General features: G+C 35.8%; 15 protein-coding genes and 1 pseudogene. All 16 read right to left on the bottom strand.

Annotation, left to right across the window (positions count from 1 at the left end; genetic code table 11):
* On the bottom strand, positions 1–368 hold a 368-nt coding region (locus L4D76_RS26175; RefSeq protein WP_428443792.1), incomplete at its 3' end, for a transposase.
* A 68-nt stretch (positions 369–436) separates the two neighbouring features.
* Positions 437–1,124: pseudogene (locus L4D76_RS26170) on the bottom strand (ISAs1 family transposase).
* Positions 1,125–1,190: 66 nt separating this feature from the next.
* Positions 1,191–1,508 (bottom strand): transposase, encoded by a 318-nt coding sequence (locus L4D76_RS26165; protein WP_428443791.1) that lies wholly within the window; start codon positions 1,506–1,508, stop codon positions 1,191–1,193.
* A 103-nt stretch (positions 1,509–1,611) separates the two neighbouring features.
* Positions 1,612–2,280 carry a WecB/TagA/CpsF family glycosyltransferase gene (locus L4D76_RS26160; RefSeq protein ID WP_489686031.1) on the bottom strand — a complete coding sequence of 223 codons (669 nt, stop codon included), beginning with the start codon at positions 2,278–2,280 and terminating at the stop codon, positions 1,612–1,614.
* A 125-nt stretch (positions 2,281–2,405) separates the two neighbouring features.
* Positions 2,406–3,557 (bottom strand): hypothetical protein, encoded by a 1,152-nt coding sequence (locus tag L4D76_RS26155; protein WP_428443789.1) that lies wholly within the window; start codon positions 3,555–3,557, stop codon positions 2,406–2,408.
* Between the two features lie 74 nt (positions 3,558–3,631).
* On the bottom strand, positions 3,632–4,657 hold the full coding sequence (locus L4D76_RS26150; protein ID WP_428443788.1) for a glycosyltransferase family 2 protein: 1,026 nt from the start codon (positions 4,655–4,657) through the stop codon (positions 3,632–3,634).
* Positions 4,647–5,480, bottom strand: a complete 834-nt coding sequence (locus L4D76_RS26145) for a polysaccharide pyruvyl transferase family protein (protein WP_428443787.1) — start codon at positions 5,478–5,480, stop codon at positions 4,647–4,649. Before L4D76_RS26145 ends, L4D76_RS26150 begins: the two co-directional genes overlap by 11 nt.
* Positions 5,477–6,271 carry a glycosyltransferase gene (locus tag L4D76_RS26140; protein ID WP_428443786.1) on the bottom strand — a complete coding sequence of 265 codons (795 nt, stop codon included), beginning with the start codon at positions 6,269–6,271 and terminating at the stop codon, positions 5,477–5,479. Before L4D76_RS26140 ends, L4D76_RS26145 begins: the two co-directional genes overlap by 4 nt.
* On the bottom strand, positions 6,228–7,520 hold the full coding sequence (locus tag L4D76_RS26135; RefSeq protein ID WP_428443785.1) for an O-antigen translocase: 1,293 nt from the start codon (positions 7,518–7,520) through the stop codon (positions 6,228–6,230). The genes L4D76_RS26140 and L4D76_RS26135 overlap by 44 nt, the downstream gene beginning before the upstream one ends.
* Positions 7,517–8,098, bottom strand: coding sequence for an acyltransferase (locus L4D76_RS26130; RefSeq protein WP_428443784.1), 582 nt, complete (start codon positions 8,096–8,098; stop codon positions 7,517–7,519). Before L4D76_RS26130 ends, L4D76_RS26135 begins: the two co-directional genes overlap by 4 nt.
* 20 nt (positions 8,099–8,118) lie before the next feature.
* Positions 8,119–9,222 (bottom strand): DegT/DnrJ/EryC1/StrS family aminotransferase, encoded by a 1,104-nt coding sequence (locus L4D76_RS26125; protein ID WP_428443783.1) that lies wholly within the window; start codon positions 9,220–9,222, stop codon positions 8,119–8,121.
* Complete coding sequence (locus tag L4D76_RS26120; RefSeq protein ID WP_428443782.1) at positions 9,223–10,158, bottom strand: GNAT family N-acetyltransferase; 936 nt, start codon at positions 10,156–10,158, stop codon at positions 9,223–9,225. It lies immediately after the preceding gene.
* Positions 10,155–10,982: a formyltransferase family protein gene (locus L4D76_RS26115; RefSeq protein WP_428443781.1), complete on the bottom strand. Its 828-nt coding sequence runs from the start codon at positions 10,980–10,982 to the stop codon at positions 10,155–10,157. Before L4D76_RS26115 ends, L4D76_RS26120 begins: the two co-directional genes overlap by 4 nt.
* Entirely contained in the window at positions 10,979–11,377 is a 399-nt protein-coding gene (locus L4D76_RS26110; protein ID WP_428443780.1) for a sugar 3,4-ketoisomerase, read from the bottom strand. Before L4D76_RS26110 ends, L4D76_RS26115 begins: the two co-directional genes overlap by 4 nt.
* Positions 11,374–12,246 carry a glucose-1-phosphate thymidylyltransferase RfbA gene (gene rfbA, locus L4D76_RS26105; RefSeq protein ID WP_428443779.1) on the bottom strand — a complete coding sequence of 291 codons (873 nt, stop codon included), beginning with the start codon at positions 12,244–12,246 and terminating at the stop codon, positions 11,374–11,376. Before rfbA ends, L4D76_RS26110 begins: the two co-directional genes overlap by 4 nt.
* The gene (gene rfbB / locus L4D76_RS26100) at positions 12,246–13,322 is read right to left on the bottom strand and encodes a dTDP-glucose 4,6-dehydratase (RefSeq protein ID WP_428443778.1); all 1,077 of its coding nucleotides are present in this window, start codon (positions 13,320–13,322) and stop codon (positions 12,246–12,248) included. Before rfbB ends, rfbA begins: the two co-directional genes overlap by 1 nt.
* Between the last annotated feature and the right edge of the window lie 223 nt (positions 13,323–13,545).

Genomic DNA, 13,545 nt, shown 5'->3' with positions numbered 1-13,545 from the left:
GTGGAATCGATAGCAATATGTCGAACTGGCCCTTTTGATGGGTTGCGATATTTCACCTCGACAGTCTTAGCTCGTTTGCTGATACAGGTGTAATCAGGCGAGCTAAGTGGCACATTCATAAGCTTGAAAATGGAATTGATAAAACCTTGAAGAGCACGCAGTGGAAGAGAATAAATCCCTTTAATCATCAAGGCAGTTTCAATAGCGGTATCAGTATACTGAAACCCACGACCACGCTTGCCGTGATGTTCGGTGCATCTCCAAGAGTCGATAGCAGAGTCATCAACCCAGAATGTAATTGAACCACGTTGTTCCAACGCTTTGTTGTACTGCTTCCAGTTTGTGATTTTGTTCTTCGACTTACCCATTGCTGACACCTAAATCACCTGTGATAGATGATCTGATCACTGAATAGCAAAAGAGTTCACTGATTTAGTCAACAACGCCCCGTCGTATAGCAATCACCGTCATATTTACTAAGAGCTTCGAGACTGAAGTGCCTCTTAAAAGCAGCGTCTAATCGACCTTGATTACCTTTAACAGCAATAATGTAATCTCCTTGTTGCTCAACAACTTGCTTAGCTATCTTTACTTGGCAACCCATTGCATCAATGGTCACTAGCGCATCTTGTATATCTAGTAATTTCAACAATTCGGGAATGGCTGTTATTTCATTTATCATCTGTTTTAACCTGACCGAGTACAACGCCGTTCTCTACAGCAAAAGCACTCACCATATGAATCAAACATTTTCCCTGACTTTTATCATACGTTCCGCGTAAGGATTTACCATCAATGGCTATCGTTCTTACATCGCCTTCGCTTTCTTTTTGACAGTCTTTCATCCATTCACTAAAACACAGTTGAAACTCGTCAACATTAACCATGCTGACAACTCTAGCTATCGTGTCATGGCTTGGAATACCATTTTTGAACTCACGGTGTTCTCGTAACCAGTCCAAGCTTTCTAAACCAAAATTTTCAATTTCTTCCCATCGTTGATAACCACAAATTATTGCGACTAATGTTAAGAAAAGGATATCAAAGAGGTTATGTGATATTTTAGTATTCTGCCGTGTGGCAGAAAGCACTGAAAAATGCACGAAAAACGATGTCTTGTCCATGTGACAATTCTGCTAAATGATTGAAACAGCATATGATCACACTCAATAGGATAAGAAAAGACTTTTTTAAAATTTTTGTCCTGCAAAATTCAAATTAGCTTCGTTATATACATGCGCAGGCCCTGGGCAATACTCCCCCAGTTCTATTTCTGATAGGCTGGCGGTTTCAACAACTACGGCAAATTTGACTTCCGGTGACCATTGCTCCGGAGATTGACCACTGTTAGGCACTGGACTTCCTGTCTCTCTGATTTTATTGCGCCAATTGTACAGGGTTGCTTCGCTAATGCCTTCTTGTTTAACCAGCTTTGGTACTGACATACTCATTGGCGGCAACAACTTCTTAAGGATGGCGTTCTTTCGTTCTTCTGGATAGTGGGGCATATTTTCTGCTCACCACCCCCTGTCTAATTTACAGATTTAGATTAGGCGACAACTATCCTGACACAGGGGGAGCTTCTCAGTGAACTAATACAAAAATTATAGCTTAGTTTATGCTTCCCAATAGATATTTAACTATAAATTTAGGGTAGTATTTCACTACTCTTTTCCTCACATGAGAATGCATTACAAATCTCTGTACCCATCTCAAACCCAGTTTTTTTACTATAGGATAATAATAATCACTTCTTAAAGAAGTTTGAGTTATAAATCCACCACATGAAAATCCGATAAATGGTACTTTAGAAACAGTCGAATACATCTCCAATGCGTATTCTTGAAATGGTGTCCCCATTCCAAAAATCACAACATTTGGGCGTTTTTCAGCTAGTTTATATATTGCATTTTTTAATTTTTCATCACTTGAAAAATGACCATGAGAACAATAAACAATGTCTACAGAACTGTATTTGTTTTTAATGTTTTCAATAGCAAGATTAATCTCTCCTTCCGTTCCCCCCATCAGCGCCACCTTCAAGTTACTTTCTTCGCACATCTGAAAAACATCACCTGCTATACTTGAATAATCAAATGAAATTCTCGGGATGTCTTCTCCAAACTTGATCTTGTACAACTTTTGAAGCAAAGCACCATCACATAAAATGAAATCAAACTTTGAAACAGAGATTTTTGAGTTCTTCAATACCTCGTATGAGAAAGGATTAACAAAGGTTACTATAGAACTTTTCCCTTCACTCATCCTATTGTTCAGCACCGAAAGAGAAAAGTTGCAAGAATCGGATAAATAATAATCTATAAAATTTTTCACAAAAAAGCCCCAAAATATTCGAAAATAAATCAATGAGTCAAATCGCTACTATAGAGCATAAATAGCAGTCATTATACGTTAATTTCTCTTGATAATGTACAATCGCGCCTCATCAATAAGAAAGTCATACCCATAAAGAAAAACACACTGCTAAATGAAGATACTGAGAGCCCATTAAGAACCACTAATAATATAACAGAAATAATAACTCTATAATTATATCCAGATACTTTCAAACTGTAATAAACAAAAGACAAAATAAATGTTAGCCCTAAGAATCCATGATCAAATATCATTCTAAGAACAAAGGAATGAAAGACAACAGAATATGCGACTCCGTTATCTGCGTCACTAWAAAGCAAATAGTAATAACTAAGTTTATCAGCACCATATTGTGATAAAGGGGTAAGTATCGGGTTACCAAACAAAAAGTCAAATAGATGCCATGATTCTATCTCAGACAAAAACACCGTCAAGAAGACAACCCTATCGATTTCCTCTACAGACATGTTGCCTAGCCTATATAGAAATAACAGGATAATGAGTGGAACACAACATCCAAGCAAAAAACCTTTTAGATACTTTTCAACCTTTTTGTATCCGAAGTCATTCATAAGAAAAATCATTATAAAACTAATTAATCCAGATCTAGAACCACTTAAGAAACAAACAATTCCTAAAAGAAGGATACGAGTTAGACCTTTCTTTCCTTTATTATCGTCCATTGAGAAAAATAACATCATGGGCAACATAATCTCAAAGTTATTTTCTGTAAAAACACCAGGCCTATTAGTATTACCAATTAAAAGCCAAATGCTATATTTTAAAATAAACAACAATACAAAAAATAAAAACAATCTGTTCAGATCTTCTTTTTCAAAAACATTCTTTCCGATGGCCATTGATAAAATTAACACATAAATAAAAGCTTTAAAGGCTATAAAATAGTCGATAACATTTGCAGTTTCCTCAACTAGGACAATATAGTTTAATGCATAGAATAAGTATAGTGTACATATAGAAATAAATATTGAACCAACAACATGCAATCTATTAAAAGTAGCGGTTACAACTATTACAAAGACAATTTCAAAAATAACCTTTGACGGAAGTGGGTTATACTCTAAATAAGAAAAAAATGAAGATAATGAAAGCACTAATGTTAATGATATAATTAGTACCTTTTGCAACCCCAAAAATCTTTCTTTCTTAAGAACAGTCAACAAAACATCCTCTTAAAAATCAAACCCAATGCTCACACCTAGTTTCAGTTTATATTTATATACACAATAAATATTTAAACCCTTCCGGTAATCTTTGTTAAACCGCAGAGATTTTTCACTTTTAGTAGGAAATTTCTAGGGAAAACGACCAACAGCAATATAATTATCAATGCTTTTACAAAAGATTCCAACCTTGAAAAACTAAAGCCAGATTTCAAATGAAAGAGCGATTTACGAAACTCACCGCTAATTGCATAATCAACAGCCATTTGTCGACTCATCAGCGTGCTATCTACTGTATAGGGAACTTCAAGTTGCTTCATGTAATCTTCCAATCCATTCAAGTCCGAATTTAATGAATCCTTCCCTTCATTTTCTATTCTCTGCTTGTATAAAAAGGCAATTACTTGATGACTATGCCGCTGTCGTACGGTGCTAAACACCCTCCGAGTTAACGAATTACTCCTAAATCTGTAGCTGTACAATAAATCAGGCAAAGACATCCCCTTACCATATGCCATCAACCTAGCGATAAAATCAAGATCCTCTCCATTGCAATCATGAAAGTATTTGTTAAACCCACCGACTTTTTTTGCATAATTACTTCTAACAAGAGTAGAACTACAGCAAACGGTCATTCCATTGCCAGATAATAAGCATTCAGTTATAACTTCGTTATTCGCACTAATTATGTCTTCGCCAATTTTTCGACCAAGCTCATCAATCCTTGAGCAACTTGTTGAGATGAAAACATATTCATCATTTTTTTCCAAGAATTCGACCTGAACTTGGATTTTATTCATATCCCATAAATCATCAGAATCTAAAAAAGAAATGTACGTTCCAGTTGCTATTGAAATTAAATTATTGATGGTGTCAACTTTTCCAATATTATTCTTGTTACGTAAAAAAAGAACTCTATTGTCAGTTGCAGCTACCTTTTCAATCTCTTCAATGCTTTTATCTATAGAGCCATCATCACATACTAAAACTTCGAGATTTCTGTATGATTGAAATAAAACACTTTCTAGCGCCAGTCTAATGTACTTTTCACAATTATAAACTGGAATAAGTACACTAACTAATGGTTCACTTTTCAAATGGATTTACCTCTAACAGATCATCACCACATTCAAATTTGCCTAACTCGAAGTTCAGTCCCAATAGTTTCACAATAGGAAAATCCACATCAACTTTTTGAGCTGTAAAATTATTTCTTCCGACACTAAAAGAATAATCTGCAAACTTAAAGTCTCCACCAGTTACTAGGCTAGAAAAACTGATTCTTGAAGATGGTACATTATAAGCGTCTGATAAAATAATGCCGTGCAATGAGCTGGATACAATTTTTTCGCACTCGAGTATTTCATTAATAAACTTTTTAACATCTACAGTTTCTACATCGATAACCTTGATCCAATCGGGAAGGTCCTGCTTAAAAAAGGGGTTTTCTTTATCAACAAAGTGAGGAATGATTCCAAGCTTATATTTTTTCCTTTCGGTGCCTCCTGTTATTAAATTTGGTAATAATAATGCAGGATCACCGTATATGCGAGGACAATCAATACCAAGAGAATTTAGCCTATCTCTTGTTAACGGGCCTCTAACAGCTAAAACGTGTTTTGGTTTTTTAAAAGGAACCGCATCTTTACTAATTAGACCACTACCCCATATAGTCGTATATTCATTTGCTAGTTGAGCTACAGATCCTACTGATGTAATAAAATTCCCTTTGTAATTATGAGGCACCCACTCTATAACTTTATCACCCGAAAGCCAGTTTGCAATATTAAAATTAAGAGCATCTCCAACATTCTCCTTCTCATTCCACCAAAAGAGTTTTATTGAATCAGACCTTTCCGCTTTAAATTTAGAGTGTCGATATGTAATCTTTTTAATTGATTTTTTAATTTGACTAATCATTTAACCTTCACCAAATAATTTTTAAAAATGGATAGTGTCAACTTTTCAAAAACGCCATTATTAAGCTTTTCGGACGCTTCAGCTCTACACTCGTTATAAAACTCTTGAACTTCAATTGGTAGGGTAGCTTCATCAACAAAGGAAGATAAATTATTAGAATGTCGCCTATAATAGGCCTTAGATTTAATAGAAAACTTAAATTTCCCTATTGTAGCCATTCTAATCCACAATGACCATTCACCAAAGTTTCTATATTTATCACACCATCCTCCAACTTCTTTCATCGTAATCGTTTTACAAACCATGCCTGGACTCGAAACGAAATTACTTATTGATATAAGCTGATTAAAAATTACATTTTTAACAATTTGCTTTGTCGGATTAAGTGCAACACCTCTAAAAGTACCTCTCTCGTCGATTACCCTTGAATTACACCATACAGAAACTACACCTTCAGAGAACTCGTTAAGCATAGTTCTAACATGGTTGCGATCTAGCAAATCATCTTGGCCTAAATACATGACATAAGGGGTGCTAACATGATTTAGTGAATCTTGATTTGATGCCATCAGCCCAAGGTTATTAGTTCTTAAAATACAATCTACATTAGCATATCGCGCTACTAACTCTTTTATTATTGAAACTGAATCATCAGACGAACAATCATCAACAAGAAGAACCTTTATACCACCGTCAAAGTCTTGGCTAATAGCTGAAAAAGCTGTATCAGAAAGAAATTTTTCACCATTATATACGGGGATTACTATGGTGATATCGAATTTTTTTATCACAACTAAATTCTCTAATAAATATGAAAAGCATCATAACAAAGTGGGCCAAACTAGTTACAAAATAGGCTATTACTGCTGCATTCTCATTACCATACGCTGAAATTATTGCTGTTAAAGAAATTAAAGAAAAGCCCATTATCAATTCTGTAACAACAACCATCTTAATCATTGCCTTCGCTACTAATATGTAGCCTAACAGCCAAGATACTGACTTAACTACGTTTCCAAATAGCTGCCAAGGTAACATATCACCTATCGGCAAAAAGTCTTCCGTATATAATAATAAAACTATAAAATCTCGAAGAACAAACAATAATAAGGCACCAATGATTGATACAGGTAGTACTATAACAATTGCTTTCTTTAACTCATTTCGTATTTCGTTATCTGTTTTAGCTGACGACAATGCTGGTAAAAGATAAGTGGATAATGATAATGTTAGGAACGAAAGTGCCACTTGAGAAAGCGACCATACACCTTGCCAAATTCCAGCCAACTCAGCTGAGAATGAATTAGATAATATATTTCTTACCATTACAAGTGAAATATTAGTAACCAATATTGTTGTTACTGTAATTATTGAGAACTTCAACAAATTCGAAGCGGAAATAAAATCTATCCTAAAATTCCAAAGTGAATATATAAGACATTTCCTAAATCTTTTTGAAAATGTAGTTAGATATAAAAATACTATAATGTTGAATAATAATACAGCATAAAGTATGCCAACAATCTTGAATAAATAACCAAGAGAGATGACAACTAGAAGGGTTGATAATGAAACCCCAATATTAACCATGATATAATCTTTAATTCTTCTTACACCATTAAGGTATGACATGTAGAGTGTATTAATCACGCAGAATGGAATAGATAGAATAAAAAACTCTTTGTAATAGACTACTTCGTAAGAAGATAATAGCTCATCCAAATTTTTAGAAATGAAAGAATAGAAAATTACTGACGTAATAATCCATAAAATTATTGACATCTGCAAGGATGAAGAAAATATCTTTAAGCCTCTATCATCTTTATCATCAGCGGCAGTAGATATGAACCTAACAACACCCGTTTGCAACGCTGTGCCAGAAGTAGTCTGACATATCGCCAAATAATTTTGGATCATAGCAAAAGATGCAACACCAGCAGGTCCACCAAAAACCGCAACAACTTTTATTATTAGAAACTGAGAAACAGTTTTAATTAATGTCGCTAGAAATGACAAGAATGAGGTACGAAAAATATTCATAACTTACCAACCAAACTTGCTGGATTTCCAGCCACTATACTATTATTTGGAAAACTCTTCGTAACAACCGCTCCAGAAGCTATTACTGAGTTCTTACCTATTGTAACGCCTTTTAAAATACTGACTCCATTACCGATAAAGACATTGTTTTCGATAACCACATCCTTAGATTTTACTTCTTTAGGATCAAATCTATTACAAGGCTTTATATCATGAAAATCAGAATTTACTATTGAGACTGATGCTCCAATCAAGCAATAGTTTCCGATACTAATATCCGCATTATATGCGATTACCGTTAAAGAGTTATTACACTTAGTATTTTCTCCTATACTTATAGTAGCTCCTTTATCCCTAGCCTCTAAATAAGTATAAGAGCTAAAAAAGAATGGGCTAGGCTCAACACCAAGCTCAACATCTTTCTCGATTAATATTTCCCCTCGCCCCTTAGATAATACAGGCTGCCTGAAACAGCCGACTGAAACCTTATTATCGCTGAGGATGTAGTATATAAAAATTCGAGCACCAGTAATCACCTTGCTTAGTGCTCTAGCAATAACAAACCCAATTCCTTTCATTTTTAACCAACTCTGAATTACTAATTAGTATAGCTATTGACTACTTTTATTACTTTATTAACCTCTAGATCAGTCATCATTGGGTCAAGTGGTAACGATACAACCTCGTCATGAATTTCTTCGGTCAAAGGTAAATTATAGTTCGCTAATTCCTTATATGCTTCTTGCTTATGTGGAGGAATGGGGTAATGAATGAGTGTTTGAATACCCTCATCACTTAAATATTTTACAAACTCTTCTCTGTTTTTTACCCTTACAACAAACAGATGCCAAACGTGTCCACTTTGACTATCAACAATAGGGAGTTTCACCTTATTATTACTAATACCGTTTAAATACCTGTTTGCAATCGAACGGCGAATACTTGTATCAGTATCAATATGTTTTAGCTTAACGTTCAAAAATGCAGCTTGCATTTCATCAAGTCTACTGTTGACTCCAATATACTTATTTACGTATTTCTTTTCTGAACCATAATTACGGATTACTCTAATGACAGAAGCCAAGTGTTCACAACTAGTCACAACTGCACCACCATCACCTAATGCACCTAGGTTTTTTCCTGGGTAAAAACTAAAGCCAGCAGCATCGCCCCAAGCACCGCATTTACGATCATCAATTTTCGCACCATGGGATTGTGCACAATCCTCCAATACCAATAACTCATTAATTCTTGCAAATTCCATAATCTCTTTCATCGGTGATATTTGTCCGTAGAGATGTACTGGTAATATTGCTTTAGTTTTGCTTGTATGTGCCTTCTTTATGCCCTCTAATGACAAGTTATAGGTAGCCTCTTCAGGCTCTACAAGCACTGGAACCAAGTCATTCTGAGATATCGCTAGTATAGATGCAATATAGGTATTAGCTGGAACAATTATCTCATCCCCCTTCTTTAGCTTTCCCATCTCGATCCATGCTCGGAGAACTAAACTCAAAGCATCTAAACCATTTGCAACACCAACGGTGTGCTTTACACCACAATATTCTGAAAAACCCTCTTCAAACTTTTGAACTTCCTGTCCGAGCACATACCAACCTGAATCAATAACTCTTTCAGCAGCCTTAACTAATTCATCTCGGTACTTTTTATTAATTCTTTGTAGATCCAAAAACTTAATCATTTATAACTCCAGCTCATAAAAATCATGACAAACAGCTCTTCCTCCAAAACCTTCTTTCTGGGCAATCAAACCTTCATTAAGATACATCCCATTTTTTTCGGTGGAAATTCCAAAGCTGAAGTATTTTCTATCTGAAAAGACGTCATCAATCATTGTCATTAGAACCAAATCTAGTGCTCCTAGTTCTCTACCTCGTTCACTGGATGCCAAATATTGTGTATGAACAATCTCGCCGTAATCATATACGATGGTACCAGCAATGACTTTGTTTTCTAGCTTAGCAACAAATAGTCTAATTTCACCTTCAAACCTACCAGAAAGAAGTAATAGCTCATCTAAACTGTGAACAGGTTTAGTATCAAACTTAGAAAGAACTTCTTCAAGTAATTGATAATAAACTTGATAATCTTTACTTTCCTCTATTATCACACCTGATTTTACGGCCTTTTTTGAAGAACGCTTACGTAGGCTTCCGTACTTTGGACGCTCTGATTGCAATTCAATCACTGTAGAAACGTCTCTTCTATAAAGATTAAATCCTAACTTAAATAGAGCGTATGTATCTTCTTGAGAAGGGTACTTACAAAACACATGAGGTATTGATTTATAATATACTTTATTGCAATTCTCAGACTTATAAAAAGCCATTATTTTAGTCATTATATCTATAACTAATTTTACGTTGAGATCTAAGCCATAAATTAATCCCGCATAAGTTAAACCAGCATGAGAAAAAACGTTTCCATTTATTCTACATGCTGGGAATACAGCAACAGGTTTATTTTTATACCTTATAATCAGAGAGCAATCATCAAACCTATCATAATGATAGGTCCAATAATCGACTAAGTGCAAAAAATTTCCGTTTTTTGAGCACCTAACAATTTGGTCCCATTCATCACGCATATTTAAAGAAAAAGGAATTATTTCGATCATTTTAGCCTCTGTCCCATTTTTAATATATCTCGGGGATCTATATAGGATTCTTCCAGTCTAAGTTTTTTGACGATTAGTAGACCATCTTTAATTTTTATCCAAGCACCTTCTTCATCAATATTAACAACTCGTCCTTCAGTACAGAAGTAATCTCGTTGTTTAATATCATAATCAATTACCTCAAAAAGACTATTGCCGATTTTGATCATCGGTAAAGGGTATGGTGAAACTAATGCGTCAAAAAAGAGGTTCAGTTGCTGGCAATTTTTCTCGAAGTCAATGATGCAATCACTGTAGCTTCTCTTAGGTACCCAAGTAGCATCATTTACATTCTGTTCTATTGGGCTTATTTTCCCTTGGATATAGTTATTAACAACATAACCTAGATTATCCCTAACAATTTCATTACACTGTTCCATAATTTGTACTGAGTTCATATCCTTTCTATCAAAAGAGAACTGAGTAATAATCGGGCCATTATCAATGAACTTGTCCATCAAGTGGATTGTTAAGCCAAATTCTTTTTCTCCATTTAAAACCCCCCAAACTACAGAGTGCATACCTCTATATTTAGGTAAAAGAGAGTAATGCACATTAATATAGTTTTTTCGACTTAAGCTCTCATCATCTATAATATCCTTGTGTCCAGCACAAATGATATACGTCGATTTTGCTTCCATTAAACAGTCAATCAAAATATCTGATTCACGTTTTAAACTCAAAACATCACTATCAGATGAGTATATTTCAACCTCACTAAATACTTGTTGCAATGATACAAGTGCTGGAATAGCTCCCCAGCCATTGCCTGACAAACAAATCATTTAGTTAGCCTCTTAAACTCTTCATATGAACGAATGTAGTCTGACTCTTGATAGTAATCACTAGCTATAACAAGCAATACACAATCACTAGAAAAACTATGCATTTCATGCCATTGCATAGGCTCTATCAAGATTCCTTTCCCTGGAGAATCTAAAATGAACTCTTCTTTTTCAATACCATCGTCCATAACCATAACACAACTACCATTAATGCAAACGGCCAATTGGGTTAGTGATTTATGAGCATGATGACCTCGGGATTCACCTTGAGCTGTGGAGAAGATGTAATACACCCTTTTAACATCAAACGGAATATCATTTTTTTCTTCTAAGGCAACTAATTTACCTCGTTCATCACCTATTACTTTGAAATCCAGTAGATTGTATCGAGTCATAATTTAGTTCCGATTAAGTCAAAAAGATACTTTCCATAGCCATTTTTTGACATTAAGACTGCTCTTTCTTCAATGAGGCTCTCATTTATCCACCCATTACGCCAGCTAATCTCTTCCAAGCAGGCAATTTTATAACCTTGACGTCTTTCGATGGTTTCAACAAAGTTAGCCGCTTCTAATAAGCTATCATGCGTACCACTATCAAGCCATGCAAAACCACGCCCCAACATCTCAACATTAAGTTCCCCCATATTGAGATATTCCCTGTTAACACAAGTTATTTCTAACTCACCTCTATCTGATGGTTTAAGGGATTTAGCGATGTCTACAACTTTATTGTCGTAAAAATATAGCCCTGTAACAGCTAAATCTGATTTGGGGGTAAGAGGTTTTTCTTCTAATGAAATAGCTCTATTATTACTATCAATCTCAACTACTCCAAAACGTTCTGGATCATGAACCTTGTACCCAAAAACCGTTGCACCAGAAGTTCTACTTGCGGCTTCTATTAACTTTGGCGAGAAACCTTGGCCCCAAAAGATATTATCCCCTAACACCAAAGAGACAGAATCATCACCAATGAAATCTTCACCAATGATAAATGCTTGGGCAAGACCATCAGGTGTCGGTTGAATTGCATAGGTCAATTCAATGCCAAATTGGCTTCCATCACCCAATAAGCGTTGAAAACTCGCTTGGTCTTCTGGAGTGGTAATAATTAATATTTCACGGATGCCTGCCAGCATTAATACCGATAGTGGATAATAAATCATCGGCTTGTCGTACACTGGTAATAATTGCTTCGAAACACCCATTGTGATTGGATACAAACGTGTACCTGAACCGCCAGCTAAAATAATCCCTTTCATTATGCAGCCCCCTTCTCTGAAATACCTAAACGTTCACCAGTATAAGAACCATCAAGCACACGGCTCCACCAATTTTTATTATTGAGATACCACTCAACGGTATTGAGAATACCTGATTCAAAGGTTTCTTCAGGTGTCCAACCTAATTCACGTTCAATTTTAGATGCGTCAATCGCATAACGTACATCATGTCCAGGACGATCTGTCACATACGTAATTAAATCTTGGTATGCTTCTACGCCTTCAGGTTTATTCAGCACTAACTCTTCTAAAAGAGAACAAATAGTCTTAACCACATCAATATTAGCCTTCTCATTATGGCCGCCAATGTTGTAAGTCTCACCAATTTCACCTTCCGTAACCACTTTGTACAACGCACGTGCATGATCTTCCACAAACAGCCAATCACGAATTTGCATACCATTGCCATATACCGGTAACGGCTTGCCTTCTAAAGCATTCAAGATCATCAATGGAATTAGTTTTTCCGGGAAATGGTATGGACCGTAGTTATTCGAGCAGTTTGTCACCAATGTAGGTAAACCGTAAGTACGTTGCCATGCTCGTACTAAATGATCGCTGGATGCTTTCGAGGCAGAATAAGGGCTACTAGGTTCATACGATGTCATTTCAGTGAACAAATCATCCGTACCTTCCAAGTCACCATAGACTTCATCGGTTGAGATATGATGGAAGCGGAATGCTTGTTTACGACTCTTGTCTAAGTCATTCCAATAATTTCGTGTTGCTTCAAGTAAGTTATATGTACCAACAATGTTGGTTTCGATAAATGCGGCCGGACCATCGATTGAACGGTCGACATGGCTTTCGGCGGCCAGATGCATTACTGCATCCGGCTGGTGCTGTTGAAACACTCGGTCAAGCTCGGCACGGTTGCAGATATCTACTTGCTCAAACGCATAACGCCCATTGTTTTCAACATCCGCCAGTGATTCCAAGTTCCCTGCATACGTTAATTTGTCGACATTGATGATGCTATCATTCGTATTGTTAATCACGTGACGAACGACTGCCGAGCCAATAAAGCCAGCCCCTCCAGTTACAAGAATTTTCACAAAACGGTCCTTAAATCGTTAGAATGCATTTTCTGTATGTTAAATTTTTCCAACACCAAACCTCAGCTATAGCTAATAACTGAGACAAAATCTGCTTTGATTGAGACACTAAAGTAACAATAACTTTAGTCGTGCTTTATGGATTCCCGCCTTCGCGAGAATGACAAGCTATCGCCCGAATAAAGAACTTTGTGCCAATAGGTTGGCCATTAATAAAGAAGGT

Source organism: Photobacterium sagamiensis, assembly GCF_050337085.1.
In the GTDB taxonomy this organism is placed as follows: domain Bacteria; phylum Pseudomonadota; class Gammaproteobacteria; order Enterobacterales; family Vibrionaceae; genus Photobacterium; species Photobacterium sagamiensis.
This window is presented reverse-complemented; position numbering and strand designations above follow the sequence as displayed.

Coding starts and splice junctions, on each gene's coding strand:
- L4D76_RS26165 (WP_428443791.1), bottom strand. CDS start 1,508: ATGCCCCACTATCCAGAAGAACGAAAGAACGCCATCCTTAAGAAGTTG.
- L4D76_RS26145 (WP_428443787.1), bottom strand. CDS start 5,480: ATGATTAGTCAAATTAAAAAATCAATTAAAAAGATTACATATCGACAC.
- L4D76_RS26135 (WP_428443785.1), bottom strand. CDS start 7,520: ATGAATATTTTTCGTACCTCATTCTTGTCATTTCTAGCGACATTAATT.
- L4D76_RS26130 (WP_428443784.1), bottom strand. CDS start 8,098: ATGAAAGGAATTGGGTTTGTTATTGCTAGAGCACTAAGCAAGGTGATT.
- L4D76_RS26125 (WP_428443783.1), bottom strand. CDS start 9,222: ATGATTAAGTTTTTGGATCTACAAAGAATTAATAAAAAGTACCGAGAT.
- L4D76_RS26120 (WP_428443782.1), bottom strand. CDS start 10,158: ATGATCGAAATAATTCCTTTTTCTTTAAATATGCGTGATGAATGGGAC.
- L4D76_RS26115 (WP_428443781.1), bottom strand. CDS start 10,982: ATGATTTGTTTGTCAGGCAATGGCTGGGGAGCTATTCCAGCACTTGTA.
- L4D76_RS26110 (WP_428443780.1), bottom strand. CDS start 11,377: ATGACTCGATACAATCTACTGGATTTCAAAGTAATAGGTGATGAACGA.
- rfbA (WP_428443779.1), bottom strand. CDS start 12,246: ATGAAAGGGATTATTTTAGCTGGCGGTTCAGGTACACGTTTGTATCCA.